This is a genomic window from Nonomuraea sp. MG754425, from assembly GCF_021699195.1.
Classification (GTDB): Bacteria; Actinomycetota; Actinomycetes; order Streptosporangiales; family Streptosporangiaceae; genus Nonomuraea.
In genome coordinates this window covers 44746-69454 of the sequence record NZ_SSXE01000005.1, presented here as the reverse complement: position 1 = coordinate 69454, position 24709 = coordinate 44746, and the positions used below count along the sequence as shown (strand labels likewise).

Annotated in this window: 39 protein-coding genes and 1 pseudogene; 13 read left to right on the top strand and 27 right to left on the bottom strand. The window is 68.1% G+C overall.

Annotated features, from left to right (window positions below; all coding sequences use genetic code 11):
* Nucleotides 1–9: 9 nt before the first annotated feature.
* The 10 genes from FAF44_RS03150 to FAF44_RS03105 form a co-directional block, all read right to left on the bottom strand.
* A complete protein-coding gene (locus FAF44_RS03150; protein WP_237101447.1) occupies nt 10–180 on the bottom strand; it encodes an Rmf/CrpP family protein in 171 nt (56 codons plus the stop codon).
* Nucleotides 177–2054, bottom strand: coding sequence for a phage minor capsid protein (locus FAF44_RS03145; RefSeq protein WP_237101446.1), 1878 nt, complete (start codon nt 2052–2054; stop codon nt 177–179). The genes FAF44_RS03150 and FAF44_RS03145 overlap by 4 nt, the downstream gene beginning before the upstream one ends.
* A gap of 6 nt (nt 2055–2060) precedes the next feature.
* Nucleotides 2061–3635 carry a phage portal protein gene (locus FAF44_RS03140; RefSeq protein WP_237101445.1) on the bottom strand — a complete coding sequence of 525 codons (1575 nt, stop codon included), beginning with the start codon at nt 3633–3635 and terminating at the stop codon, nt 2061–2063.
* A gap of 53 nt (nt 3636–3688) precedes the next feature.
* The gene (locus FAF44_RS03135) at nt 3689–3985 is read right to left on the bottom strand and encodes a hypothetical protein (RefSeq protein ID WP_237101444.1); all 297 of its coding nucleotides are present in this window, start codon (nt 3983–3985) and stop codon (nt 3689–3691) included.
* Nucleotides 3986–3994: 9 nt separating this feature from the next.
* Complete coding sequence (locus tag FAF44_RS03130) at nt 3995–5431, bottom strand: hypothetical protein (protein WP_237101443.1); 1437 nt, start codon at nt 5429–5431, stop codon at nt 3995–3997.
* A gap of 37 nt (nt 5432–5468) precedes the next feature.
* The gene (locus FAF44_RS03125) at nt 5469–5993 is read right to left on the bottom strand and encodes a hypothetical protein (protein WP_237101442.1); all 525 of its coding nucleotides are present in this window, start codon (nt 5991–5993) and stop codon (nt 5469–5471) included.
* Between the two features lie 205 nt (nt 5994–6198).
* On the bottom strand, nt 6199–7494 hold the full coding sequence (locus FAF44_RS03120; protein ID WP_237101441.1) for a PBSX family phage terminase large subunit: 1296 nt from the start codon (nt 7492–7494) through the stop codon (nt 6199–6201).
* Nucleotides 7491–7997, bottom strand: coding sequence for a hypothetical protein (locus tag FAF44_RS03115; RefSeq protein WP_237101440.1), 507 nt, complete (start codon nt 7995–7997; stop codon nt 7491–7493). The genes FAF44_RS03120 and FAF44_RS03115 overlap by 4 nt, the downstream gene beginning before the upstream one ends.
* 42 nt (nt 7998–8039) lie before the next feature.
* The gene (locus FAF44_RS03110; RefSeq protein WP_237101439.1) at nt 8040–8306 is read right to left on the bottom strand and encodes a hypothetical protein; all 267 of its coding nucleotides are present in this window, start codon (nt 8304–8306) and stop codon (nt 8040–8042) included.
* Complete coding sequence (locus tag FAF44_RS03105) at nt 8306–8611, bottom strand: hypothetical protein (RefSeq protein ID WP_237101438.1); 306 nt, start codon at nt 8609–8611, stop codon at nt 8306–8308. Before FAF44_RS03105 ends, FAF44_RS03110 begins: the two co-directional genes overlap by 1 nt.
* A 184-nt stretch (nt 8612–8795) precedes the next feature.
* On the opposite strand from FAF44_RS03105, the gene FAF44_RS03100 reads away from it, so the two are divergent.
* Nucleotides 8796–9659 carry a hypothetical protein gene (locus FAF44_RS03100; RefSeq protein WP_237101437.1) on the top strand — a complete coding sequence of 288 codons (864 nt, stop codon included), beginning with the start codon at nt 8796–8798 and terminating at the stop codon, nt 9657–9659.
* 131 nt (nt 9660–9790) lie between these two features.
* Here FAF44_RS03100 and FAF44_RS03095 read toward each other — a convergent pair whose 3' ends face one another.
* The 9 genes from FAF44_RS03095 to FAF44_RS03055 all read right to left on the bottom strand — a co-directional run bounded on the left by FAF44_RS03095 (nt 9791) and on the right by FAF44_RS03055 (nt 14199).
* On the bottom strand, nt 9791–10885 hold the full coding sequence (locus FAF44_RS03095; protein ID WP_237101436.1) for a GNAT family N-acetyltransferase: 1095 nt from the start codon (nt 10883–10885) through the stop codon (nt 9791–9793).
* An 11-nt stretch (nt 10886–10896) separates the two neighbouring features.
* Nucleotides 10897–11466 carry a hypothetical protein gene (locus tag FAF44_RS03090; protein ID WP_237101435.1) on the bottom strand — a complete coding sequence of 190 codons (570 nt, stop codon included), beginning with the start codon at nt 11464–11466 and terminating at the stop codon, nt 10897–10899.
* Nucleotides 11467–12303: 837 nt separating this feature from the next.
* Nucleotides 12304–12507, bottom strand: coding sequence for a hypothetical protein (locus tag FAF44_RS03085; RefSeq protein WP_237101434.1), 204 nt, complete (start codon nt 12505–12507; stop codon nt 12304–12306).
* A complete protein-coding gene (locus FAF44_RS03080; RefSeq protein WP_237101433.1) occupies nt 12504–12728 on the bottom strand; it encodes a hypothetical protein in 225 nt (74 codons plus the stop codon). Before FAF44_RS03080 ends, FAF44_RS03085 begins: the two co-directional genes overlap by 4 nt.
* Nucleotides 12725–12991 (bottom strand): hypothetical protein, encoded by a 267-nt coding sequence (locus FAF44_RS03075; RefSeq protein WP_237101432.1) that lies wholly within the window; start codon nt 12989–12991, stop codon nt 12725–12727. Before FAF44_RS03075 ends, FAF44_RS03080 begins: the two co-directional genes overlap by 4 nt.
* Nucleotides 12992–13005: 14 nt before the next feature.
* Nucleotides 13006–13386 carry a hypothetical protein gene (locus FAF44_RS03070; protein ID WP_237101431.1) on the bottom strand — a complete coding sequence of 127 codons (381 nt, stop codon included), beginning with the start codon at nt 13384–13386 and terminating at the stop codon, nt 13006–13008.
* Complete coding sequence (locus FAF44_RS03065; protein ID WP_237101430.1) at nt 13383–13691, bottom strand: hypothetical protein; 309 nt, start codon at nt 13689–13691, stop codon at nt 13383–13385. The genes FAF44_RS03070 and FAF44_RS03065 overlap by 4 nt, the downstream gene beginning before the upstream one ends.
* Complete coding sequence (locus FAF44_RS03060; RefSeq protein ID WP_237101429.1) at nt 13688–13936, bottom strand: hypothetical protein; 249 nt, start codon at nt 13934–13936, stop codon at nt 13688–13690. The genes FAF44_RS03065 and FAF44_RS03060 overlap by 4 nt, the downstream gene beginning before the upstream one ends.
* Nucleotides 13936–14199, bottom strand: coding sequence for a hypothetical protein (locus FAF44_RS03055; protein WP_237101428.1), 264 nt, complete (start codon nt 14197–14199; stop codon nt 13936–13938). Before FAF44_RS03055 ends, FAF44_RS03060 begins: the two co-directional genes overlap by 1 nt.
* 160 nt (nt 14200–14359) lie before the next feature.
* Between FAF44_RS03055 and FAF44_RS03050 the strand changes: the two genes are divergently transcribed.
* The 9 genes from FAF44_RS03050 to FAF44_RS54390 all read left to right on the top strand — a co-directional run bounded on the left by FAF44_RS03050 (nt 14360) and on the right by FAF44_RS54390 (nt 18403).
* Nucleotides 14360–15343: a tyrosine-type recombinase/integrase gene (locus FAF44_RS03050; protein ID WP_237101427.1), complete on the top strand. Its 984-nt coding sequence runs from the start codon at nt 14360–14362 to the stop codon at nt 15341–15343.
* A gap of 371 nt (nt 15344–15714) precedes the next feature.
* Entirely contained in the window at nt 15715–15924 is a 210-nt protein-coding gene (locus FAF44_RS03045) for a hypothetical protein (RefSeq protein ID WP_237101426.1), read from the top strand.
* 135 nt (nt 15925–16059) lie between these two features.
* Nucleotides 16060–16248, top strand: a complete 189-nt coding sequence (locus FAF44_RS03040; protein ID WP_237101425.1) for a hypothetical protein — start codon at nt 16060–16062, stop codon at nt 16246–16248.
* A 133-nt stretch (nt 16249–16381) separates the two neighbouring features.
* Nucleotides 16382–16516: a hypothetical protein gene (locus tag FAF44_RS54395; RefSeq protein ID WP_272893996.1), complete on the top strand. Its 135-nt coding sequence runs from the start codon at nt 16382–16384 to the stop codon at nt 16514–16516.
* Nucleotides 16509–16892, top strand: coding sequence for a hypothetical protein (locus FAF44_RS03035; RefSeq protein WP_237101424.1), 384 nt, complete (start codon nt 16509–16511; stop codon nt 16890–16892). Before FAF44_RS54395 ends, FAF44_RS03035 begins: the two co-directional genes overlap by 8 nt.
* A gap of 95 nt (nt 16893–16987) precedes the next feature.
* Nucleotides 16988–17353: a hypothetical protein gene (locus FAF44_RS03030; RefSeq protein ID WP_237101423.1), complete on the top strand. Its 366-nt coding sequence runs from the start codon at nt 16988–16990 to the stop codon at nt 17351–17353.
* Nucleotides 17353–17733, top strand: a complete 381-nt coding sequence (locus FAF44_RS03025; protein ID WP_237101508.1) for a hypothetical protein — start codon at nt 17353–17355, stop codon at nt 17731–17733. Before FAF44_RS03030 ends, FAF44_RS03025 begins: the two co-directional genes overlap by 1 nt.
* A gap of 9 nt (nt 17734–17742) precedes the next feature.
* On the top strand, nt 17743–17973 hold the full coding sequence (locus FAF44_RS03020) for a hypothetical protein (protein WP_237101422.1): 231 nt from the start codon (nt 17743–17745) through the stop codon (nt 17971–17973).
* A 295-nt stretch (nt 17974–18268) separates the two neighbouring features.
* Nucleotides 18269–18403: a hypothetical protein gene (locus FAF44_RS54390; protein ID WP_272893995.1), complete on the top strand. Its 135-nt coding sequence runs from the start codon at nt 18269–18271 to the stop codon at nt 18401–18403.
* A 79-nt stretch (nt 18404–18482) separates the two neighbouring features.
* Here FAF44_RS54390 and FAF44_RS54385 read toward each other — a convergent pair whose 3' ends face one another.
* Together FAF44_RS54385 and FAF44_RS03015 are read right to left on the bottom strand one after the other, a co-directional pair.
* Complete coding sequence (locus tag FAF44_RS54385; protein ID WP_272893994.1) at nt 18483–18608, bottom strand: hypothetical protein; 126 nt, start codon at nt 18606–18608, stop codon at nt 18483–18485.
* A gap of 35 nt (nt 18609–18643) precedes the next feature.
* Nucleotides 18644–18883: pseudogene (locus FAF44_RS03015) on the bottom strand (helix-turn-helix domain-containing protein); the annotation flags it as partial.
* Nucleotides 18884–18939: 56 nt separating this feature from the next.
* Between FAF44_RS03015 and FAF44_RS03010 the strand changes: the two are divergent.
* Nucleotides 18940–19179, top strand: a complete 240-nt coding sequence (locus FAF44_RS03010) for a hypothetical protein (protein ID WP_237101420.1) — start codon at nt 18940–18942, stop codon at nt 19177–19179.
* Nucleotides 19180–19275: 96 nt separating this feature from the next.
* On the opposite strand, the gene FAF44_RS03005 is transcribed toward FAF44_RS03010, so the two are convergent.
* Together FAF44_RS03005 and FAF44_RS03000 are read right to left on the bottom strand one after the other, a co-directional pair.
* The gene (locus tag FAF44_RS03005; protein WP_237101419.1) at nt 19276–19503 is read right to left on the bottom strand and encodes a hypothetical protein; all 228 of its coding nucleotides are present in this window, start codon (nt 19501–19503) and stop codon (nt 19276–19278) included.
* Between the two features lie 502 nt (nt 19504–20005).
* Nucleotides 20006–20149 (bottom strand): hypothetical protein, encoded by a 144-nt coding sequence (locus FAF44_RS03000; protein WP_237101418.1) that lies wholly within the window; start codon nt 20147–20149, stop codon nt 20006–20008.
* A 210-nt stretch (nt 20150–20359) separates the two neighbouring features.
* Here FAF44_RS03000 and FAF44_RS02995 point away from each other — a divergent pair, with 210 nt between their 5' ends.
* Nucleotides 20360–20665 carry a hypothetical protein gene (locus FAF44_RS02995; protein WP_237101417.1) on the top strand — a complete coding sequence of 102 codons (306 nt, stop codon included), beginning with the start codon at nt 20360–20362 and terminating at the stop codon, nt 20663–20665.
* Between the two features lie 426 nt (nt 20666–21091).
* Here FAF44_RS02995 and FAF44_RS02990 read toward each other — a convergent pair whose 3' ends face one another.
* A complete protein-coding gene (locus FAF44_RS02990) occupies nt 21092–21604 on the bottom strand; it encodes a hypothetical protein (RefSeq protein ID WP_237101416.1) in 513 nt (170 codons plus the stop codon).
* 43 nt (nt 21605–21647) lie between these two features.
* Entirely contained in the window at nt 21648–22361 is a 714-nt protein-coding gene (locus tag FAF44_RS02985) for a TFIIB-type zinc ribbon-containing protein (RefSeq protein WP_237101415.1), read from the bottom strand.
* A gap of 176 nt (nt 22362–22537) precedes the next feature.
* Between FAF44_RS02985 and FAF44_RS02980 the strand changes: the two genes are divergently transcribed.
* A complete protein-coding gene (locus tag FAF44_RS02980; RefSeq protein WP_237101414.1) occupies nt 22538–23023 on the top strand; it encodes a hypothetical protein in 486 nt (161 codons plus the stop codon).
* 197 nt (nt 23024–23220) lie between these two features.
* Here the strand turns inward: FAF44_RS02980 and FAF44_RS02975 are convergent, their stop codons facing one another.
* Both FAF44_RS02975 and FAF44_RS02970 read right to left on the bottom strand, forming a co-directional pair.
* Nucleotides 23221–23919: a hypothetical protein gene (locus FAF44_RS02975; protein WP_237101413.1), complete on the bottom strand. Its 699-nt coding sequence runs from the start codon at nt 23917–23919 to the stop codon at nt 23221–23223.
* Nucleotides 23920–23997: 78 nt separating this feature from the next.
* Nucleotides 23998–24663, bottom strand: a complete 666-nt coding sequence (locus tag FAF44_RS02970; protein WP_237101412.1) for a hypothetical protein — start codon at nt 24661–24663, stop codon at nt 23998–24000.
* Between the last annotated feature and the right edge of the window lie 46 nt (nt 24664–24709).

Below are 24709 nucleotides of genomic sequence, written 5' to 3'. Positions count from 1 at the left end.
GTCCCGGTGTCAGACCGGCGGCCGGTACCTGCGGTAGGTGCGAACCCACAACAGTGCGAGCGCCTGGTCACGGGCGTCGCCTGCGGGGTCGTACGGGCATTCAGTGATCGAACGGTCGTGCAGCGCGGCCCACCGCCCCGTGGTGATCGCCGTCCTCCGGTCGAGGTCGGTGATGGTCACCGGCGCTGCTCCTTCGCTCGCTGGGCTGCCTTGCGGTCGGAGGCGCGGCCGAGCATCTGCGCCCGGAACTCCACCAACGTCATACGCGGGTGCTGCTCCCACCAGACACGCAGCTCGTCGGAGGCGTACCGGTCGGCGCGGGCCTGCGGACCAGACAGCAGCGTGCGGCCATCGACGCCGGCCGCCCGCCCGGCCCGGTTGATGAGGTTGCCACGCGTGTACCGCTCGGCGGCGATGCCCTGGAGCTCAAGCCATTCGTCGTACAGGCGGCGGACGACCTGGTTCAGGGTCTCCCCCGGCCGCCTCTGGGATTCGGCGTGCGCGCGGGAGTCCTGCCGTCGCATCTGCTCGGGGTCCACGCCGTACACCTGCCCGTAGGCGTCCATGGGGTCCACGCCGTCGTCTATGAGGTCGGTGACGGCGCGGTCCTCGCTGGTGTCGTCGGCCCGCCACGACCAGGTCGGGTTCTGCTCGCGCGAGTCCAGTTCGGCGAGCAGCTTTTCCAGCGCGACCGGGTCCCCGGCGTCGGAGAAGCGGCGCACCAGGTCGAGCACCTGGTCGTCGGAGGCGTTGGCGAACTCGGCGGGCAGGTCGGCGACCGCTTCTTGGACTCGCTGGTCACGCTGCCGGTCGCGGTCGGTGTCGCGCTGCTCCAGGACGCTGGTGATGCGGGTGACGGCGGCTTCGTCGTCGGCCCACCGGCCGAGCAGGGCGGCAAGGTCCTCGTCCGGGAGCCGGTCGAGGTCGCGCGGGAGGGTGGCCTGCTGCTGCCGGTCGGTGCGGGATGGGATGCCCGAGGCGGCGGCGTGCTGGTCGATCCGTGTGCTGAGGTGGCCGACGCGGGACGCCGCCTTGCGCCGCTGGTCGGCGTCGAGCGCCACCCCGGATTGCCGCTTCGCGGCGCGCAGCTCGGACTCCAGGCGGCGCATCTTCTGGGCCGCCTTGTAGTCGCCGCGGTGCCGGACCAGCGGCGGCGGCCGGGTCGCGCCCGGCAGGAAGCCGCCGAGTGTGTGGCCGCAGCCGGGATGCAGCAGGCCGGCGGCGCGGGCCTGGGTGACGGTGCCCTCCACGAGCACGTTCACCATGTCGTCGGAAACGGCGGACTCCACCTGCCGGAAGCCGATCGGCCCGTCCTGGGAAAGGATCTTGCCTTCCCAGCGTTCGCAGCGGGGGCACGTGTACGGCAGCCGCGACACCATCACGAGATCGATGCCGTTCGCGGCGAGCGTGGACAGGTGGCCGTCTGTCGCGGCCTGTGCCATCGCGGCCCGCACCGCCGCCTCCGCGTAGGCGGTCACCGACCAGACGCGGCCGGAGGAGTCGGTGAACCCGGTGATGCCCCGCCGGGCCACCTTGTCCAGCGCGCGGGCCTGGGCCTGGTTGCGGGAGATCGCGCCGGTGAGCGCCTGGGCGGCGACCTCGTTGACGATCTGCTTGAACATGAACTCCGGTGCCGACCGCATGCCTGGCTGGGTGGAGGCGACCAGCCGCGTGGCCCGGCGGGCGATCTCGATAACTCCCTGCCCCTGCGGGATGCCCTTGCGGGAGCCGAGCCGTTCCAGGTCTCTGGTGGCGCGTTCCGCGCCGCGCCGCCACGCCGCGTTGACACCGGTCGTCACCAGCCGCTCGGACAGGCGTTCCAGCCGCCGCACCACCTGGTCGGACTCGCGCCGGAGTTGTCGGAGTTCGGCGAAGCGCGGGCCCGCGTACTCCGGTTCGCCCTCCCGCGCCGCGAGCGCCTCGGAGACGACCTTGAGGAGTTCGCGTTCGGCGTCCCAGTAGATCGCGGCCACGGCGCGGGCATGCTCGAGAGCCGCCTCGATCTGCGCGGCCTCCTGCTGCTGGGCCGGAAGCGCCAGCGTCGGGATGGTCACCGCGGGCTACTCCTCGCCGAGGCTGGGCACGAGCACGTCGTCCAGCCGGTCTGGGTCAGGCACGTTGAGCCCGAGTTCGTCCCTTAGGCGTTCCTTCTCCTCGTGCACCTGGTGGTCGTCCCACTCCGGGTGCACGGTGCGGATCTTCGTCTCCAGCGACATGGCCTGAGCCCGGTTGAACAGTTCCACCGTCCGGCCAAGCGCTTCGGGGTCCGGCTGGACGCCGTCCGGCCAGTGCACCTCACCGCGCTCGGCGGACACCTTCCTGCCGAAGACGGCATGGTCGATGCTGAGGAGAACGTCGGGAGCCCACTGGAGCGTGGGATTCCAGTAGCCGGTCTTCCGGCCGCGTGAGCTGAACGATTTCTTCTCGCGCGAGTGGACCTCGGTCGCGGTGACGGCCTGCCCGGACCCGTCCGACTCCCCGAAGCTCTGCGCGCTGTAGCCGGCCCCGCGCAGGATCTGGGCGGTGAGCGCCTTCCCCGCGTCTACGTGTTCGGCCACGCGGATGGCGAACTGCGTGATCGTCAACATGCTGTTGGCCTGGGCGCCGGGCGGCGGCAGCATGCCGAGCCCGGAGTAGATCTCCCGGTCGGCGTCCCAGGCCGCGCCGGAGCCGCGACCGAGGGAGTCGAGGAACAAGTCGGGCACGATGACGCGGCCCTTTCCGAGGCGAATGTCGCGCATCAGCGATGTCCACGTCTCGTCCAGGGCATCCATCAGGTGCTCGACGCCCTGGTAGTCACTACGGCCCAGGCTCGTGCCACGGATCAGCCGGTGCGGCCTCATGTTCGGCACGTACGACACGAGCAGGCCACGCGGGTAGTAGCTGTCGAAGCCGCCGTTCTCGTCCACCTGGTCGGCGTAGATCTCGGTCTCGGGGTGGTCGGCCAGCGGCATCTGCTTGCCGAGCCGGTCCGGCGTGCCCAGGTACAGCCCGTGCAGCACGCGGCCTCGCTCGTGCCGCTCCAGGTGCCGCCACACCTGCCGGGAGCTGTCGTCCTCGGCGAGCACCCGCCAGAACGTGACGGCGGCGAGCTTGCCGTACCGGAACTCCGGGATCGCCGCGTCCGGCGGCAACACCGACATGACCGGGTGGTCGTACATCTCCGTGTCCCAGCCGACCCGCAGGTAGCTGCCGCCGTACGCGGAACCGATCTCGGCGGCCTCCAGCAGCGCTCCGTAGATCCCCGCCTCATGCATGATCTTGTCGAGGCGCTTCTGCGACGTCTTCCCCGGCACCTTCAACGTGGGCTGCTCCGAGAACAACAGATCAGCCGACGTGGCGGCGATGTCCCCGGCGATCGGGATGTGCAGCTTCGTGGACCGCACCTGCCCGAGCGGCACCGGCGTGCCCCAGAAGTAGCGGGCGGCACGCTGAATCCAGCCGGAGAACCCCTTGGACGGCCGATCCCAGCCCTTCGGGTCCAAACCGATCCCGTGCACCATGCCGGTCGAGCCGTACACGTCGGCCAGCCGGTCCGGGTCGCCCGCGTACCAGGCTCCCCACTCCTCATACAGCCGCATCTCCCGCTTGATGTGCGGCGGCGGCCAGTCCTGGTCACGGTCGGGAAGCGGCATCGGGCCCTCACCCTTCTGTGGTCGTGGTGCTTGGCGCGGCGATGCCGTTCGCCTCAGATGACGTCGATCAGACCGGCGGGCAGCACCGGAAGCTGCGGCGGCGCGGTCACGCGCACCCACGCCTGGTAGCTGCCGTCCGGCTTGGAGACGGTGCCGCCGGGGCCGAACAAGATGCGCGCGGTCGCGCCACGCGTGCCGACCGACCCTGGCGCCCACTCGGCGGCCATCCAGTCGGTCTCGGTCGGCTCTACCCCCGGCGTGGTGAACGCGATCTCCACGTCCTCCGTCCCGGTCGCGCCTCGCACGAAGAACGGCAGCCACTCGCACGACAAGCTAGAGATCGTCTCCACCGCAGCTCCTCATGTGCGTGATGCGGACCAGGTCCGGCGGGGCGGATCAGCGCTCCATTGGCGTCGCGCCAGGGTGGCGCTCCACGTCCGGTGTGGCCCGTCCACGCCGGTGATCTCCCGCCCGAGATCGACGACAAGCGCGGTTTCGAGGAGCGCGGCCGAGTCCGACACCCCCGTGGGCTGGCCGGCCGCCGCGTCGTCCGCCACAGCCCCGGCGTCGGCTCGGTCGAGCAGCACGCGCACGGTGGCTGTCTCGGACGTGGTCCCGGTCTCGGCAGTGAGGGGCCCGGCCACGGCCTGCTCGATCACGGCTGAGGAGTCGGATGTGGAGCGTCCTACATCGACCCGTGCCGTCTCACCCAGGCCGGCGGCGTCACCAACCGCCGTGGGAGCGGCCAGAGCCGCAACCTCGATCGTGGTGACGGCGTCGCCGACGAGCGGGCCCAGGATCTCCTGGTTGCCCGCGCCGTCTGTGACGGCGGCCTGGTCGTGGGTGGTGAGCGTCAACGCGGCCGACTCCGACAGGGCAGCAGTGTCGGCCTGGCTGATCGCGGAGGTGAGGTGCGCAGCGTCGGCAGCCACACCGGTCTCGGCTCGGCCCGCCGCTCCCGCCGTGGCCGCCGTGTCGCTGACCTGGGCGGAGTCGAGCCGCTGCGCCGCCGCGTCGATCGTGCGGGCTTCGGCGAGTACGGCTTGGTCGGCGACCAGGCGCGCGGCCTGCCCGCTGTCGGCTGCGGCGGCGGCATCGGTGCGTGCAAGCTGGGCCTGCACGGTTCCCTGCTCGCTGGCCGCTGCCGCATCGCTGCCGTTCTTCTGGACGGCTGATGCTCCGGCGCGGAAGGTCAGCACCAGCGTCTGGCCGCGATACATGGCGCCCGACGCGGTGAACGTCGCGGCGCCGGTCGGCTCGCCCGACGTCAGTACCTTGGACACCATGATGCCTGCGGTGTAGATGCCGGACTGGCGTTGAATCTCCGTGGTCCAACCGGCGGGGCCGCTCCAGGTGCGTGCCGCGCCAGGGCTGGCGACGGCCCCGGCCCAGATGAGTGCGAGGTCGCCGGCTCCTGCGGGCGTCAGTGACGACGCCGTCATGGTGGCGGCGTTGAGGACGAAGCTCTCGCCCAGGTTCAGCGGCGCGGTCCCGGCCAGGTCCATCAGGGACGCGATCACAGCGACACCATCGGCGCCGCTGTCCTGCGTGAAGGTGTAGCTGGCGGGGTCCGACCCGGCCGGTTTCCAGTAGGCGCGGGTGTTGAACGTCGGCCCTACCATCCCGATGGGTGGGATCTCGTTCCATGTGCCGCTGATCGACATGTTGGCCGGGGTACCGATGTCGCAACTGTGTGCCGCGACCAGGATGTCGCCAGGTTGGAACGCCGGGGTCAGGGTGGAGAAGGAGGCTCCGCTGCCCGCTCCGGCTTTCCTGTCACGGACCTGCGCCATCATCGACCTCCCGACGCGGCGAGCGTGAGATGGGGATGGGTCAGGCGATGCTCAGCGAGCACGTCAGCACCCAGGAGGCGGCCGACGTCTTGGTGCCGAGGCTTTCGACCTTCCGGTTGAGCATCCGGCCGCCCGCCGAAGCGTTGAAGATCCCCCACTCGTTCCAGGTCCAGTTGGCGTCTGCTGTGCCGAACGTGGCCCGGAACGTGATGGTCGCGTTCGTCGGCGTGCTGCCGTCCGCGTGCTGCGGGTAGGTGGCGTCCATGGGCTTGCGGAGCTTGTTCGTCGCCGCCTGGAGGTCGGTCTGTGTGGCCGCCGCTGCCGTGGTGGAGTCGCCGACGCTCAGGTGGGCGTTGGCCGCGTTGAAGTAGGTGAGCGGCTGCCCGGCCGTGGTGGTGCCGTTGCCGAGCAGCATCTGCCACAGGGCCGACGCGCCTCCGTGCATGAGCAGGTTGCCCTCGCGCTCGATCGCGTCGTACGGCACCGCCTCGGGGCCGGTGTTGTCGCCCCAGTATTTCTCCAGCCGCCAGACGGCCTTCCATGTGATCGGGTCGTTGGTGAACACGGCAGCTCCTCGCCAATGCCAATGGGTTGGGATCGTCTGGTCCGGCGGTGCGGCCCGCGCATGTCCGTGCCGCCCCTCAACGGCGCTGGACGGCGCGGGCCGCACCGGGGGCTCGACGCGCGTCACGGGGGTCGCGCGGAGCGGCGCGCCCGCCCTGGGTGGTGCCGACCGCCACAACCGGACTCCCCAGGACGGGCGCGCGTCTTCAGTAGGCGGGGATGGGCTCCAACAGCCGCATCCATGCCGCCTGCGTGGTGTGGAGCGCGTAGCGGAGCGCGTCCACGCTGTGGTCGTGTTCCTTGATCGGGGCGTCTTCGCCGCGTTCGGCCTTCTTGTCGTCCCAGGCATAGCCGACGATCTCGTCAAGGAGGTAGCGGCAGGAGGCGTGCACCCGCAGGTGGTCGGCGGCCATCAGGTTGGACACGGTCCGGATGCCGTCCAGCACCGAGTTGTCGCCCTGCTGTGGCCGGAACCCGTCGTGGTGGAGCTGGGTCACGAAGCTCGCGGCGGACGGGTCTACGATCAGCCAGGAAGGACGGACGCCGTGCGTGCCTGGACCGTAGGTGTCCGGGATGCCGTCGAGCCAGTCGGCCAGCCGCATCGAGTACTCGGCGTCGGTGAGCTGGCGGCGTTGCACGCGGGAGTCCCATCGCCATTCGCTGGCGACGTAGATGCGGCGCTGCCCGGCCTGGTCCGGGGTGCTGACGCCGATGAGGACGGCGTCGAATGGGTTCGCGGTGCCGTAGTCGATGCCGACCGCGAGCCACTTTTCCATCAGCGGCAGCTCGTGGACCATCATGCGGTGGTCGTCCCACATGTCGAAGATCGCGCCCTCGGCCATGACCCAGGCGCCGAGCACGAACCTCTTGTACCAGAGGCCGGTGTACTCCTTCTTCAGCGCGGCCACGTAAGCGGGGTCCAGGGCGTGGTTGTCGTCGAGGCGGAAGTGCCACGACCGCAGGTCGAGGTCGTGGGCCCGGTCGAGGAAGTCGCGCTTCAGCCAGTGCGAGGGGCTGTCGGGGTTCGTGCTCCCGAAGAGTTTCGCGCCCGGCACGCTCAACCGGCTGAGCAGCATGTCCCAGAACGGGCGCTCGATCAGCGTGATCTCGTCCACGTACGCGCCGACACCGGTCATGCCGCGCAGCCGGGTCTCGGCGCGGGCGTCCGCACACGAGATGATCTCCACCTTGCGGCCCAGGATCGTCGCGGTCGGGGCGCCACGCGTGTAGGAGATCCGTGCGGCGAGCGGCCCCGTGATCGCCGGGTCCATGAGCGGGTCGAAGATGTTCCGGCTGATCGTGTCGGCGGTCTTGCCGACGACGATGAGTGACCCGCCGCGCGGCGCGTTGGCGACGAACGCGAGCCAGCGCAGCAACGAAGCGATGGTCTTCCCGCTTCTGATGGCCCCCTGCCAGATGTTCAGGCGTGCGTTCGATTCGGCGATCGAGCGTTCCTGCTTGGGCGACAGCCGCACTGCCAGGCCCAGCGTGCCGCCGGTCATGCTTCGCCTCCGGCGTCGTCGTACAGCACCTCGCCGGTGACGACCTCGGCGTGCATGTCGGCCGCCGTGATGGCGTCGAGGTCAGGGTCGGGCACCTGGTAGCGCTGCTGGAGCTGGGCCAGCATCGCGCCGAGCAGCGACGCCATGTCGTTGTCCGGGGCGCCGTTGCGGTTCAGCTCGGACACGCCGGTCAGCGAGGCTCGAGTCCTAATGATCTTGTGACAGGTTTCGGCCGCCTGCACCTCTCCCTTGAGCACCTTCGGCCACAGCGCGGCCAGCATCCGGTCCAGACGGGACAACTCCAGGTGCAGCAGATGCTCGGCCGCGAGCCCTTCCGTCTTCGCGGCCCGCTTCAGAGCGGCGGTGATGTCGCCAGAGGCCGCCTGCGGGCTGTTGTAGCCCAGCCGCTCCGCGATCAGCGTGGGCGAGACGCCGGCGATCCGCATCTGGAGCGCTTGGTTACGCCGCCGGGCGAGTTCCAGTTTCCGCTGCTCGTCAGCCATCGCCAGAACTCGCCTCCGTCCGTTGCCGGTTCCGCCAACGTGCTACTCGCCGCCGCCGTCCGCGTCGTCAGCCGCCACATCGACGGCCAGCAGGTGGTCCACCACGTCGGGCAGGTGCGGCTCCACGATCTCCACCGTCTGCCCGGTCACCCACACGCCGCGGGCGCCGATCTGCTCGGCGAACACCGCGAGCGTGGGCGTGGACCAGCCGTCGCCTTCGGCCGGGGCCTGGTCCATGATGAGCGCGAATGGCTCCTCGCTGACGCCGCCGATCTCATACAGCGGCAGCCGCAGCACCTGAACGCGCACTACTCCCCCTCGCCGCCGACGTGCGGGGCGTAACTGCGCTCGAACACCGACCGGCTTATCTTCCAGAATGAGCCCGCTCCGTCCGTCACGATGAAGTCGCCCAGGACGGCGCGCAGCATTCCCTCCGGCGTCTGAAGGTCGATGTACTCGGCGGACCGACCGCGCAGCGCGGGCTGCCCGACGATGCCCTTGAGCTTGGACGTCTCGTTGATCCAGACGACGATGTCGTCCAGGTCGAGTCCGTTCACCTCGACCGCCTCCACGACGGCGTTCCTGGGCTCGTACTGCCGAATATCCACGATCATGATCTATTTCTCCGTTCTCTCGTCGGGCGGCCGGGGTTTTGGCTGACCTGAGGTGCTGCTTACCTCGCTTTGTTGACCAGTCAGCCGAGTTCGATGGTCAACAGTGGCCATCCGTTCTCACCTGGCTGGTCATCAGGCTGGGCCCTACAACAGACAGGGACATCCCCGTCTCGAAGGAGGGACCATGAGCCAGGAAACCCGACCGAAGGGTCGTCGCCGAGTCTTAGCGGCTGCCGCTGTGCTCGCCATCGTGGTCGGTGGCGGCTACGTGGCCGTCAGCCCGGCTACCGCAGACCTGTGTGATGAGGAAGCCGTGTTCTTCTGCTCGGAGAACCCCGACAGCGAAGGAGCCCTGCTCGATCTGACGCCCGAAGAGGAGGACGACACACCTGAGCCAATCGAGGAGGACCAACCGGCCGACGAACTCGTCAACGACGACGAAGTGCTGCTGCCGGAAGAAGAGTCTGCGCCCGAAGAAACCGACTCGGCTCCAGCCCTGGAGGCGCATTACACCGAGGCCGACCTGCAGATGTTCAAACAGGGTTACGACGGCGCGCACGCCCGCCTGGTCAAGTCCGACAACAAATGCCGCAACCTGATCAGCCAAGGGCTGAAGGTGACGTTCGACAAGGGGAACATTAAGGTGGGCCCCGAGCTCGAAGCAGCGAAGCCAGGCCAGCCCGACCCCCGCAAGGTCCTGAGCGCGGTGTTCGACAAGGGGAACATCAAACTGGTCCCGTTGCACGAGAGCCCCTTGGTTGAGGGGACCAGCAAGACGGCTCCGGCCGTCTCGAAATTCAGCGGTACGGGCGGATGGATCACTCTCTTCAAGAAGTACTTCGGCGAACAGCCGGCAGGCCACCACACCTACCTGATGTCTGAAAAGGAGCGGCTCAGCGACCCTGAGGAGCGAGTCCTCATCATGCTCCACGAACTCGCGCACCTCATGGGCACGATTCCAGGTGCCGAAGATACCAAGTACAACATCGAGAACTTGGTCTATCCGTTCAACGCGCGGATCGTCCGCGACTGCGTACAGAATGTCTAACTGACTGCCAAGTCGGCCAGCATGGGGCTACCTCCGGGAGTGTCCGGTTAGCGTGCACTCCCGGAGCTCCCTCATGCATTCGTTGCGGCGGCCCGGAAGGTCGCCGACTCGTTCCACATGCGCTGAGCCTCCTATTGATGCGTCGGCCGCGATGGCGGGATGTACTCGAACGACACCAGCCCAAGCCGGCGCGGGTCCAGCGTGTTCGCGTGCTGGTTCCGCCGCTTCGAGGACGTGTGGAGCTTGGTGGCGCGGCCCTGCCGCTGCCACCGAGCACTGCGCTCCATGTAGGCGATCAACGCCGGGTGCGACGTCACATTCCGGTACCGGAACCCCTGCGCATGCAGGTGCTGGCCGATCCAGTCTTCCAGGTGCCCGCCGATCGACAGTCCTTGGAAGTCCGGCAGCACCACCAGGCGGTGACCGAGTTTGATGTCACGCACCTTCGGATGCTGAAAGTGCCTGTAGGCAGCGAAAGCTACCGTTTTGCCGTCGATGCACCCGGCGAAGCACTGGGCGGCATTGCTGATGTCGCTGCTCAGATAGTGATGGTGGCGAAACATCTGCCAGAGGCTCCGGTCGGCCGCGTGGATGTCGAGCTGGAGCTGTGGCCGGGGTTGAACCGACCTCCACTTGAACGCCGCGGTGGCCACGTCGTACACCCAGTCCGGCTGCAACCAGTCCACCACGTCGTAGTGGCACGTCACCGCGACGAGCTGCCGCCCATCGCGGCGGACAGCCTTCGCCACAGCGTGAGAAGCGACCTTGGCGACCTGCCGGTCCACCACGGACGTGAACTCGTCCACGACGAGCAGACCCTTGTGCTCGGCGAGCGCGCGGGCCATGCTCGCGCGGAACGCCTCCCCGTTGCTGAGCGTCTTGTACGGCCGGAGCCACGCGGGCGGGCTCGACAGTCCCACGGCGGTCAGCAGGCCGACGATGTCCTTGATACCCATGCCCAGCGGGAAGTCGTCCACGAGCGCCCGATCCCCCCACGGGTGCTCTTTGACAAGCCGGCCGGGCCACAGCTCGTTCGCGATGGTGGACTTCCCGGACCCGGACGGGCCGACGAGCAGGCCGACGTTCCACTTCCGTTCCTCGATCGGCAGGTTCACCGACCACGAGGCACTGAGTTTCTCCTCCAGCGGCACGTCGAACATGCCCTGCAACTGGAGGACTCTGGCGGTGCGGCGTACGGGGGTAGCGAGCGTGATGTCCGCGCGCACAGCGGCTCCTTCTACATGAGGGCTCGGACGGAGCGGCCCTCGGCGGCCAGCCGCTCCAGCAGTTCGACCTGCTCGTCTTCGGATTCGCAGGTGACGATGACGCCCCACACGTCCGGCGGCTCGACGCGCTCGGCCGGCCCCGGCGTCGGGACCGGCGCGGGGGGCGCCTCCCCGAGGTCGGCGGGCACCAGGTCCTCGATGTCCGTGGGGTCGTAGCCGGTCACGGCCAGCAGCTCCTCGTCTGCCTGGTAGATGTCGGCCAGCATGTCGGCGAGCGCGCCGCGGTCCCACCCGCCGCGCTCCGACGTCGAGTTGTTGGCCACGAGGTACGCTTCCGCGTCCGCGTCGGAGCGGGACGACCAGCCGCGCAGGATGGGCGGCAGCCACACGCCGTCGTCGGCGACCTTGACGCCTTCGGGCGGCGACTTGCCCTCGACCTGCATCTGCTCCAGCACGAGCAGCCGGCCGTGCCCGGCCACTAGGCGGCCGGTGCGGTCGTCCAGCTCTCCGGCGATCGTGCACCCGAACTTTTCGATCGACTTCCTGATGACCGAGAGGTCGTGCTCCTTTGGGTTCCGCACGGCCCGCACAATCTCGGGGAGGGGCATGTACTCAATACGACGCAACGAAACCTCCAAATCGCGCGTGTGGTGTCTGGATCCGCCAGCCAGTGAGCTGCTGGGAGCCACGAGGCTGCACGACCAGGTACCGACGTGGCGAAATGTCCGCCGAATGTCCGGCCGCTGTCCTGTCCAAGCAATCTTCGGTGATTGATGGTGAAGAGTGCGGTGCCACACCGCTTAGTCAACCGGCCTCACGCCCTCATTCAATCGAAGGGAATACATGAAGACGAAATCTCTGATTAAGACCGCCGTCCTCGCCATGGCGGCGACCGGAGCTCTCATCGCACTGCCAGCGCAGTCAGCGACAGCATCCACAGCAGGGGCCGCTTCCACCGTACAGATGGTCAAGGCGGCAGCCCCATCCAACTGCGAGGCCGCCATAGGCTCCAGCGATGGCCATATAGTGACCGGCTACTGCTACTCGGGGACAGGAACGCGCTACTGGATCGTCGCCCAATTCTGCACTCCAAGCGCATGCAGTTCCCTGGGTGGAAGCGAAGCTGCCTACCGAAGCGTCAGCTATGCCAGGGCAGGCACTACGGCGTTCTGGAATGGTCAATGGCGCTATTGCGCCAATGACGGTGGCTGCACCGCCTGGCGCAGTTGACAGCACCGTCGAATGCCAGCAGCTCCGTGATCTCGCCTTGAAGCACGTGAGGCGCTAAGAGCGAATCTCAGCGCCTCACGTCTTGACCGACGCTGACCATCAGACCAGGTCAGATAGGCCGCGAGCGGCCACGATGAAGACCATTCCGCGCGTGCTGGCAGGTCGCGAAACCTGCCAGCACACGAAGATCATTCCGATCTACTCATCCTCGTCACCCGGCCGGACATGCTCGCCACGCCGTCGAGGTTGGCGGCCTCCATGACCGCCCGCGCGATCTCCCCCTCGGTGAGACCGGTCACGAGCATCATCTTGGAGACCAAGATCTGCGTGCCCGCCCGGACGAATGCGAGCTGTTCATTGCGTGGCCGCTCGGCCATCTCCACCCAGCTCATGGGACGCATGGGGTCTCAGCCCTCTCGTCCTCGTCGTCCTCGTCGCACTCGCCGGACAGGGCGAGCCGGCCTCCGGGGTCCACCTGCACCCGGCCCGCGAGCATGGCCAGCACCTCGGCCGTTGACTTCCCGACGTCGTGGGCGGCGCGCTCCAGATTGCCGAGCTGGTCCAGCGTGAGCAGCAGGTCCTCGTTGAGGAAGATGCGCTCCTGGGCGGTCATCGGCTCTCACCGGCCTGGGCCGTCGCGAGTTCCTTGGCCTCCTTGACCACGTCGGCGTACATGTCCGTGTGCCCGCACGGGTTGGTCCAGACGTCGGACGAGTAGTGCGCGCCGTCGTCGCACTGGTTGAGGTTCCTCGGCGTGCCCCGCAGTTCTCCGCACACGGGGCAGTACGCGGAGATTGTCACCGTGCGGACGATCGGGTTGGTGGGGCCGGACCCCCACGGGGACTCGGCGGAACGGTCGCGGACTCGGACGGTCATGGTCGCCTGCTCGCTCACCGGACCTCACCGCCCGGCAGAGGCTCGGCCGCGGCGAACTCCGCGTGCGTGGTAGCGGTGATCGCCGCGTGATCGTACGCAGCCCGGCGGGCGTCGTCGTCTTCCATTTCCGCCCACTTCTCGAAGTCGCGGGCGAGCTTCAGCGCCGTGTCGCGGCGGCCCGCCACCGACACCTCACGCAGCTTCGTCTCCGCGTCACGCAGCCGGACCAGCACGGCCCCCATGAACTGCCCCATGAACGAGGAGTGGTTCAGGCGGAAGAGGATCTGTGCGTCGTCGTCCGGGTCGGTGGCGGCGTACTCCATCGCCATCCTGGCCAGGTGCTCGATGCGGTCGTCGTCGGCGGGCTCGTGCGTGAGCTGGTCGAGGTTGCTCATCGGGACTCACCGCCCGCAGGGGTGACGACCGTCAGCGACTCCACGAGGATCGTGTGCGTGCTGAAGTTCCCGTCCGCGTCGGCCGTGACGAGGTACATGCCCGACGCCTGGTCGGGGTCCTGGATCGCGTCATCCCACAGCAGGTCGATCTCGGGAAGATCCGGATCGTACTGGAAGCCGATGACCTGCGCCGGGTTCCCCTTCCAGACGTCCTGGCGACCGATGGCGCCGGACTCGTCCGCGAAGAACGGCTTGGGCAACTCGTGATTGGCCAGCACTTCCTGCTGAATCTTGAAGGTCGTCATCGGACCGCCCACCCCCCGACGCGCAGTTCCTCCCGAAGCTCTGCGATGAGCCCGGAGTCGGCGTGCTCGACATAGACACCCTCGTCACGCTTGGAGACGTAAACGGTGGTGGGAGCGAAAGCGGACAGGCCCCGAAGGATGCCCTTCGCCTTGTCGAGATTGACGCCCAGGATGGTCAGGCCAGCGCGTCGCCGGGCGGCCAGCGCTTCGACCTCCGCCACAGCGGTGATGATGGGACGGCTCATCACGCGATCACCTCGCGTACCGTGATGTGGCTGTAGTACGTCTTGCCCGACTCCAGAACTCCGGGGAAGGAACTGAAGCCGCCGTCACCGGGGACCGTGTAGATCTCGTAGTCCGGCACAATCTCCAGGCGAACGTTCGGGGGAAATGCCGCCCGCGCCTTGTCCAGTGCAGAGAGTTCGAGTTCGTCCACCGTGTCACCGACCGCGACCGGCCGCATGGAGCGGCCGTAGCGGGCGGCCCCTCCGGTCTCGATGTGATCCATGATCATCTCTTTCGCGAGGAGACTGATTTACTCGCGATCGTAGCGCTCGTTGGCGCTTCCGCCAACGAGATGCCAAACTTCAGATACTTGTGAATATAAGAAGCGCGGTCCAGGTGCGGCTTCTGATATTCCGATTCCCCGAGGCGAACAGGACGCCGAAATGACTTCTGATATTAGAGACCAAGATCCCGTAACGTCCCAACGCCCCACACGACGACGCCCAGGAGCCACTGCCACACCCGTCCCCGGCCGCTACGCGGGCGTCTACGCCGACTACGAAACCGCCGTCACCGACCCGCTCCTCCGACTCGACGACGACACCCGCCGGAACTACCTCTCCCGCGTCCGCCAGTACCTCGCCTGGCTCGACGCGACCAACCTCGACGGCGACCCCCTCACCGACCCCGCCGCCCGCGACTGGGCCGCACGCGACTACCGCGCCCATCTCCTGACCGTGCTCAAGCGCAAGCCGACCACGGTAAACGCGCACCTGACCGCCATCGACGACTTCAACCGCCGCCTCGGCCTGGGTCCAGCCACCGCCAAGCGCACCAAGCTGCCGAACCTCGCCCCTCGCGCCCTCGATCAGCGTGCCCAAGTGAGATTCCTGCGCGAGGCCGAACTGTCCTCTCCGCGCGACCGCGCCATGGGCTACACCGCCTTCTACGCGGGCACTCGCATCCACGAGCTCGTCGCGTTCGACCTCGATGACCTCCGCATCAGCGCCCGCAAGGGCGTGCTCATCGTCCGCATGGGCAAGAGCGGCAAGTATCGCGAGGTCAACCTGCACGCCAAGCTCCGCGCCGAGTTGGAGACATGGCTGAAGGAGCGGGCCACACTACGCGGTACCGACGAGTCCAAGGCGCTGTTCCTCAACGTGCGCGGTCGCCGGCTGTCCGCCCGCGCCGCCACCGACGTGCTCAACGGCATCGCCGACCGGGCCGGGATCGAAGTCGGCCGCGACGAAGACTTCACCACCCACGTGCTCCGGCACACCCTCGGCACGAAACTCGCCCGCGAAGGTGTGGACGTCGTCACGATCGCCGAACTGCTGGGCCACTCTCTCGAGACCGCTCGTCGCTACACGCTGCCCACCGACGCCGACCGCCAGGCCGCGATCGACAAGCTCACAGTGGACGAATGAGCGCGACCATGAACGAACCCTGCCGAAGCCTGTCCGCATGGCCTACGAACTGCGCCTGCGGCCTGGGGGCATACTCTCCACACGGCTGCTGACACACGGTCATTGCCGAGGTAAGGCGCAGGTCAGGCGGACAGGCCGGGAATCGCGATATCCTGGATACGATTCTGGCTCGCTGCTAGCGACAGCGAGTCCAGAATCGTTTACGCACTACGCCGGGCCTCCAGGAGGTGCAGCGCTAAGTACATGCTAACACTCACGAACATGTTACTTATCGGAAGTCAGCCGTGCAACACAACCGAGGTAAACACGGCTGACCAGCGCTTTCTGTGCCCGGCGCCAACTTCAGTTCCCCAACTCGAAGGAGTGTGCCGGTGCCAAAGAACGCGCCGTCCGGCCCACCGGACAAGCCCGACAACCGGGCCACGCTCACCGTGGCCATCCCCGCGGACGTCCTCCAGACGTTCATCCGCACCCTGCCGTGGCTCATCGCCCTGACCGCCGTGATCATCCTGGCGCTCAACGGCTTCGACCTCACGGACCTCGCCCCCATGGTGCTCGCACCGTGGGCCCAGCGTCTTTGACGCGGTTCCTGCCCCTCACCTAGCGCTGGCGGTCGTCGGAGACGGCCGCCAGCGGCGTTTTCGAGCTGATGCCCGACAGGGAGCAGGAGTTGGTCGTACGGTGGCGTCGAAATTCCTCGCGAAAGGGATACCACCATGCATCACGACATCAGCGCGTTCGAGGTGAGCGGCCACTCCTACACCGTGGCGTACGACATGCGCTCCCCCGAGAAGTACACGGTCTTCCACGAGGACAACCCAATCGGCACGTTCACCCATCTGCCGTACGAGCGGGCGCTCACGCAGGAGGTGGAGGACCTGGCCAGGAAGACGGTCCTGGGCTGACCTGCGCCACATCATCAGAAGCCCGCCGCGGCGTCGGCGGGCTTCTGCGTGTTCGACGAATTTCGCGAGATGCCCGACAGACGACAGATGCCAGTTCTACGGTGACCCCAATTCCTCGCGAAAGGGATACACCATGCACTGCCTGTGCGTCTACGAATGCGCGGCCGACCCGCGCACCGCGTGCGCCCTGACCGGCACGTACCACCTGCACTCCGACATGGGCGCCTGCCCGGCCCACCCCGACGTCGTGGTGGTGTGGAATGCCTGAGACCACCACGGCTCCCTTCAAGTACACATCGCTCTACATCGACGCGAACGGCACGTACTTCGACGTGCTCGACGCGCTCCCCGACGCGCCGCCCGGCAGCGTCATCGTCAACGTCTCCGGCCTTGTGTTCGGGCTGGAGGCCCACGACCTCGGGCTGCTGCTCGGCATGCTCGGCCCGAACGCCAACCACCGGCAGCTCACACTCACGGTCGATGACCCGGACGGCCAAGCGTGGGTGACCGCGACCTCCGACGAGCACGGCCTAGAGCTCAGGGTCGGGTTCCCGGCCTGCGGGGCCAACGCGGCGGTGGTCCTCCCCCACGACCAGGCCGACCGGGTGCGGGCGGCCATCAAGGAGGTCACCGAAAGTGAGTGACATCCTGACCCTCTGCCACTGCGGCAAGCTGTACACCCAGCACACCTGGGAGCAGATGGTCGCCTGCGTCGGGACCGACCCGGAGGCGACCACCGATGAGTGATCACACCTACAACAGCCCAGACGGCACGTACCTCGACGTGCCGAGCCCGCCGGCCGATGCTCCACAGGGCGCGGTCGTGCTGGATGTGTCAGGCCACCAAGTCGGCATCAGCGCGCTCGCGGTCGTCAGGCTGATCGACCTCCTGGCCGAGCCCGACGCCCACGTGGCCCTCACCATCTGGGCCTCCGATGCCGAGGAGGGTCCATACCTCGACGTATCGGTGGAGAAGGACGGCGTCAAGATCGGCGTGCGGTACGACACCACCACCACGCACCAGGTGACGATCCCGCTCAACCAGGCGTACCCGGTCATGTCCGCAATCTACAGCAGGGGCCTGGAGAGGGGAGGTGCCCGCTGATGGCCAGCTTCGTGTGCATCGCCTACGTGCTGGAGCGGGCGGCCGACGTCATGCTCGGCGACCTCGACCTCAGCCTCGATGCCGCGCTCACCCGCGCTGTCTGGGGCGGCCAGCCCGCCACGTGCAACGACTGTGGCCAGAAGGAGCGCTTCGGCGTCGCCGCCCGCGCCGTCGAGCTGCACTACTCCGACGTCACCTACACCGAGCCGGCCAGCACGGGCCTGGCGGACATCCCTCGGGGCAGCGCACGCAGCGCGGCCAGGGAGGTGGCTCGCCTGTTCCGGCAGGTCGGCGACCGGGAACACCTGGAGGGCGATGACCCGGAGGAGCTCGGCCTGCGCATGTGGGGCCTGGCACGCGGCGTCGAGATGGTCAGGTAGGGGGCGAGGATGACGCGCACGCTGCATCGCCTGCGCACCCCGGAGGACGTGCGCGCGCACGCGGCCGAGGGCGGGTTCAAGGTGATCAAGACCGGCGCGAAGCCGTACGTGAAGCTCCCCAGCGCGAGTCATCCGAACGCCACGGTCAGCAAGACGATCGTGGACAACGGGGCCGACGCCGAGACGCGGTTCGAGGTCTACGAGACAGCGCTCCACTGGCTGACCGACCAGCCAAAATAGCCGTCTGCACCATCGGAGCCCGCCGACCTTGTGTCGGCGGGCTCTTGTGTGTCCTGGAGGTGACATTCCTGGTGACCAAGACAGTGCCCGGCGGATCGTTGTGCAGACTGGGGGCGAGGCAGCGGCGGCGTAGGCTCCGGCCCTGCCCCATTCAGGAGTATCAGACACATTGGACAGCGACTGCATCACCGGATCTACCGACGAGTTCCGCCCCGCTAGGACAGAGCGACCCGCAGTACGGAGCCAGGGCAGTAGGAACTCGACTCACGGTGGAGTCCGGCGAGGTGGGATTGCCATGTCTGAACTCCTGACCGTCGTCTCCTCCATGCTCCCTCAGGTGCGCGCCATCGCCGAGGGCGTGTTCCTCCTGGTCACCCAGGTCATCGGCCACTACGTGATCATCCGGTGGCTCTGGGCGCATCGGAAGTAGTCGCGGCGCCCACCGAGTGGTGGCGCAGGGTTCCCCACGGTGGTGCGCCGCCTGGACAAGTCCTGGGGACCCTGCACGATCAGTGGCCGTTCATGAACGTGCCGGTGACGAGCACCGCGTGCAGCCGCATCCAGGCTTCCGCGATAGCCCCGCAGTTGGCAACGTACTCGGTGCTCAGGGGCTGAGCGGCGGCCTGGTCCAGCATCTCCCCCGCCTTCACAGCGGCGTGCTCGGCGGCCGTCACTTCCCGGCCTCGGCCGCCGACGCGGCGGTGGGGCGGGTGCGCTGGTTGCCGCCGCGGTGCCGGATCTCGGCGCCCGCCTCCTCCAGCAGCGTATGGATGAACCCGTATGAGCGGCCGACCGACACCGCGAGCTCGCGGATCGACTCGCCCGCCGCGTAGCGGCCGGCGAGGACCTGGGCGAGTTGGTGGCGTTCGGCGCCGACGATGCGGACGCGGGGCTTGATCTGCATGAGGGTGCTCCTTCTGCCTGCGAGGGGTGGGGTGCCGGTGGGACGATCCGGAGATGAGCGACATGGAAGGCACTTCGCAGCCCGGCGTCAAGAGCCCCAGATGGCCCTTCGCCAACCAGGCCGAGTACGACGACGCCCGCAAGCTGGCCGCCGCCCGCCAGCAGATTGCCCACGAGGCCACGTACCTGGACACGTTCGACGAGCTGACACCCCATGACCAGGAGATGTCCGCGGTGGACGCTCTGCACTACCTTCGCGCGGGCCGCCGCGCCGGCCTGTTCGAGTACGCGAGGGGCGAGTGAGGGTGAGCAAACCTCGACGTGCCGCGCACGACCGTCGTGCCGTGGGAACCGTAACCGACGCCAAGGGCCATCGCGCCTGGACAGCCGGGCAACTAGTCACGCGGTGGCTGCTCGGCGGGCGGCGCGTAGCTCGTCGCGGTCCTCCGCCGTGGCCGGGACCTCACGGCTGGCCCAGATGCACCACTCGATCGTGGCCAGGTCAGCGAAATCGAACACGGTCTCCCGCCCGGCGCGGCCGAGAACGCGCGCCTGGTAGCGCTGCGCCCATTTACGGATGGTGCACGGCTCACGCTCCAGCCGTTCGGCGGCCTGACGGGCGGTCACGGGAGCAAGCGTGGTCACGTTCACCCCGCTTCCGTGGAGAAATTGAGCCGCTGAGATGGCCGGAGAGACGCGAACGCGATCGGCCGAATGGGGAAGTGTGGGGGCGGCACACGCACCGGCAGAAACGCGTCCAGTCCCGCGTTCCGCTGAAGCCCAGCTCACAAGGGGGTCCGCTTGGGCATAGGGGTGCCGCCCGCACGAAGTGTGACACAGAAGATCCATTGGGCGCAACCGTTGGCGGTGCCGCCAACGTTCGAGGTCAGCGACGAGTCTTCGGAGAACGTGTGCGGAACCGCCAACGAACCGCCATGCTGTGAGAGCCAGCAAGTTCTTCCCTCGCGAAAGGACCCACCATGACCGACTACGCGTTCGACCCCGAGAACGAGGAGCCGGAGACGACCGAGGCCGAGGACGCCGAGGAGGTGACCAACGACCTGTAGCCCTTAGCACGCAGAAGGCCCGCCAGCGCGATGAAGCGCGGCGGGCCTTCCTCGCGTCCGGGTCAGGCGTGGATGTGCTTGGCGACCTTTGTCTGGAACGCCTCGACGGCCTCCTCGTCGCGGGCGAGCGGCCATCCTCCGAGCAGCGTGTACTCAAGGTCGCCCTCGTGGCCCTCGGAACGAGATGGCCCCTTTGTCTCCGGCAACAGATGATCAAAAGGTGGCCTCTTTGCACCCATCATCGCGAGGTGGCGGGCGCGTCAGCAGGCGCTCCCCTCCTACGATCAGTCGCAGCGACCATGGGGGGACGAGTGCGCCAAGAGGTAGACGAAGACCTGCTGAGGGCAGCACGAGAGGCTGGAGTCGAGAACGCCACGGCTCCGTGCTATTTGCCGAGTGACATTGGATCGGTAGCCGTGATGCTCGGCATCATCGACCACAAGACCTTTTCCACCATGAACGCCTGTCACAGGGCCTTCGTGCAGGGCCGGACCGAGGCAGAGAGATGGCCTGCCGGGAGGTTGAAGCGGTCCATAATCAAGCGAAAAATGACCGCTCTAGGTCGTCAGGACTATCTCGACGGTCGGCGGACCCGGCAGGAGCGGGAGTTGGCCGAGCACTTCGATCTGATGGACAGTTGCACGCTCAGTGACATGGCGGACTATCACTTCGCCTACCTGACAGGCTTCAACGACGCGCTTCGGAGTCAGAGGGCTAGCTGATCACACCACGCCGTCGTGCTGCGCCACCACATCTGCCGGGTCAAGATCGGTGGGAAACCGGAGGTACCTCACGGGGTGTCGGTGGCGGTGCCCCTCCAGGGCGGTGTCTACCAGGACTTCCACCACCAGGTCCGGCTGAACCTGCGTATAGCTGATGGGGTAGCGAGGTTCTCGCGCGGCCCCTGCTGAAGTAGCGCAAGTTCCTGTCCGCTAGAGCTGCGGGCCGCCCTGGAGGGGCGGCCCGCCAGCGGTTCAGGTCGCTCGCCACTCCGGCCGGAACTCCCGGTACCGGTACGGCACTCCCCCGTCACGGTGTGGGGTAAGGAGTAGGGCTGGCGCGCATGAACCCATCAGGACGCGCCACCGCGCAGAGAGGGTTCCGCTGGCCCAGGAGGCGACAGGTTGACGTCGATCTCCACACCCGACTCAGGCCGGGTAAACCCCTCTTGGAGCCCTGAAGTTGTGGTAGCCGTCGTTGCCGTACGTTCCTGCGCCGACCTCGATCTTCTGCACGTAACCGCTGTCTGCGTCGATCGGGCACTTGACCCATTTGCCGTAGCCGGCGCCGTTGCGGCACACAACCCTAGAGGTGGAGCCAGGCCAGTGGACCACCATCTCACCCACCGCGGACCGACTGTCCGACGCACCGTCGCCGACGTAGACGGCAGTCTTCGTGGCGCAGGCTCGGGCGGCACGATTCGTCAGATCCCAGGTGCAGTTCCGCGCGTCGTTGAAGTAGGGCGTTGTCGCAACATGCGTCCCCCACTCTCCGGGAATCCAGGGCTCATAGACGGCCTCGGCAGGCGTGGCCATGCCAGCAGTGCCCGCGGCAACAAGCGCAGCCGTGGCCGCCAGCCTTAGTAGCGATCTCATGTTTGCCTTCCCCATCGTCCTTGGATGTGTTGCGCCTAGGTCTCCCTCGTCCTGATAGGCAACCATGGGACCGTCATAAGCCCGTCATAACTGCCGCGCGGCCATGTGATCACGCTCCCGCCTCCTCAGACACCAGGTCCATCGCGTCCGCCTCGCTGACGTGGCGCCCGCAGTTCTCGCACACGTAGTAGCCGGCCCGCTGCCTCCACTCCAGGCTCCGCATCTCGCAGCCTGGGCAGCGCGCGACCGTGTGGCCGGGCTCGTCGTCCACCAGACGCCGCAGCTTCGATTCCCAGGCGAGCGCCCACTCGACCACGCCGAGCTCCACCGGATCGTCTGGATCGCGCACCGCCGACACCACGGTCAACTGCTCCAGGCCGAGCACCGCGTCGAGCTTGTCCACCAGCCACGTCACCGACCGAGACCTCACCACCCCGGACCGGCCGGCGGGCACCTGGTCGGCCAACTCCAGGCGCTCGCCGACGTCTCGCCGCAGCCGGAGCAGCTCCCCCGTCACCGTGTGGACGACGTCGGCCTCCCCCGACATGCTGCCGTGCGGCCTGGTGCCGCGCACCCTTGACCACTTCGACTGGGCCTTCACCACGCCCGGCCGCGCCGCCAACGCCGCGGCCAACTCGTCCACCACCAGCAGCGCACGCCGCGCCGTCGCCCGGCACCGGCCGCAGTGCAGCGACTCCCCCGGCCGCCACTCCACCACCGGCATGACGGGCTCGCGCGGCGGCTCCCCCTCGCCGCCCTCGGCCAGCCACCGATCGACCGCGTCCGCGTGCGCCTCCCGCTCCCGCAGGAAGACGGCCCACACTGCGCGAGCTTCCCGATTGCACGGACCCTGGCACACCTTCGACATCCCAGTCCCTCCCTGCGCGCCGCCTCGAACGCGGACACCCTACACACACAGGCTCAAACCGCACGCTCGGCCATGCTCCTCCACGTGGCGACAGCCCTTCGCCGGGGCCGCGCGAGACCTAGACTCCGATCATGGGGGACATCAGCTACTTACAGGCATGGCAGATGTGGTTGGACGGCCAATCCACGCTCGGCAACGACCTGCTCGGCCTACCCATGATCTGGTGGGGCCGGATCGGGAAAATCGCCCAGTTCACCGGCGGCTGCACCATCCTGCTGGAGATCCTCGGCCCCGAACGCATCCGCGCTCTTGGGCGAGTGGTACGCCGCCGTGCGGACGGGGTGGGGATCATTGTGTACTTTGCCGTCCCTGCCACGCTGATTCTCGGAATCTCCGCCATTGCGTTGATCCTTACGGGGGCGCCAATGGGCCCCTGGGAATTCGCCGTGAGAGCCCTCTTCGGCATGTGGCTCTTGACCCTTCCCATCATGACGTGGATCTGGCTCCCAAAGATCGCCGACTTCCTCCAACGCGGCGGACGAGCTCTGAACTGGATACGGCTGCTCGCCTTTGCCCTCATCGCCGCCGGGTTCCACCTCGACCTGCTCGCCTCCTGAACGCACCGCGACCACCCCGGCCGCCGCCCCCGAGCAGACCGCAGGACACTCACAACCCACCGGGCAAGATCAAAACCCCTCAGCATGAACGAAACCAAGGTACGTCCGCCGGCCCGGTCGGCGGGGGGCACGGGGGGTGATCTTGGACGTGCGGAAGCCCCCGCGCGGCGGTTCGCGCGGGGGCTTCGCTGGTCGGCTCAGCGGCTCTTGCGGCGCACGTCTGCCGCCGCTTCACGCAGCTTGAGCAGGCGCTCCGTGATCCCCGAGACGCCTGCGGCGTTGCCGTTGGCCATGGCGCTGGCCAGCACGGGAACCGCGCGCAACGCGGCCAGCGTGTAGGACGCTTCGGCGGTCCGCGTGGACTCTGCGACGCTGATCTCGTGGTCGTAGGTGCCGCGCGGGTAGGCGAGCGTACACACGCCTAGGCCGTTGATGTCCACGATCATCGGAAGGGTGACGTTGCCCATGGTGAGGATCACGGCCAGCTCTCGTGCGGCTTCCCGCGCGGCGGGCAGCGTCTCCCCCGCGCGGGGTTGCAGGATGGGCGTGCTGGTGATCTCGGAGAGCAGTACGTGGGAGAGCGTCATGCCGCGTCCCCGCACGAGGCGTAGCGCGGTGTGGTCGCAGTCGGCGCACGTGTCGTTGATCCACCATTCGCCGTGCATCCGGGTAAGCGCTCCGGCGTAGGTGATCACCGATCCGTGCGGCAGGTAGGTGAGCAGGTTGGAGCGGGCGCGCTGCACGCGCGCTTGGTGGTCGGCGAACATCGCCATTGCGCGGGGGCATTCCTGGTCGGGGCGGCACATGGCGCACTCTTCCCGGTGCTGGTGACGGTCGGCGATGCTGAGCCGGACGGCGGCGGCGGTGTTGACCGCTAGGGCCTGCAAGCTGGTCATGATCTCCCCTTGTGGGTCGTGGCTGGTTGGTGGTGGGGTGCGCGCTCCCCGGTGGCGCGGGGAGCGCGCGGGGTGGTGCTACTTCTTCGGCGCGGGCTTGGGCTTGGCGGGCTCCTCCGGCGGCACGGGGAGTCCGGCGCTGGTGAATGCCTGCGCCAGTTCGGCGCGGTCCGCCCCTTCCTCGATCGCCTGCGCGAACGGCAGGGCGGGGTCACCCTTGAACTTGGCCAGGGACTTGGCGGCGGCAACCGCGTCCTTGATCCGCTTCGTGCGCTCGGCCTTGATCCGCTCGGCGTCGCGCTTGGCCGCTTCGGCGTGGATCTCCGCCATCTTGGCCAGCGGGTCGGCGCTGCCGAGCATGGCCTTGACCTCCGCCTGAGACGGCGCATGCGTTGCGATCAGGTGGTCGGCGGGGATGCCGTACTTGCCGCACGTGGCGGCGATGCGCGCGGCGGCTCCGGCGCGGTCGGGCATCACGTACCACCCGGCGCGGTCCGCCTCGCTGACCTTGTCCATCGCCGCGTACGCGGTCGGGGCGGGGCCGTCGTACAGGGTGCCCCCGTTGTCCACGATGGCGATCACCTCGGCCAGCGGCGCGCGGGCGGCGGGGAGACGGTACGCGTTGAGCATCGGGTTGTTGCCGGTGTGCCCTTCAAGGGCCTTGTTCAGATCGGTGAGGGCGGCGCGGACGGCGGCGCGGAGGTCTTCGGTGATCTGGAACGCGGGGGTGTTGGTGCTGGTCATTGCTGGTCCCTTTCGGGGTAGGTGCCCCCTCCCCTGGTGGGAGGGG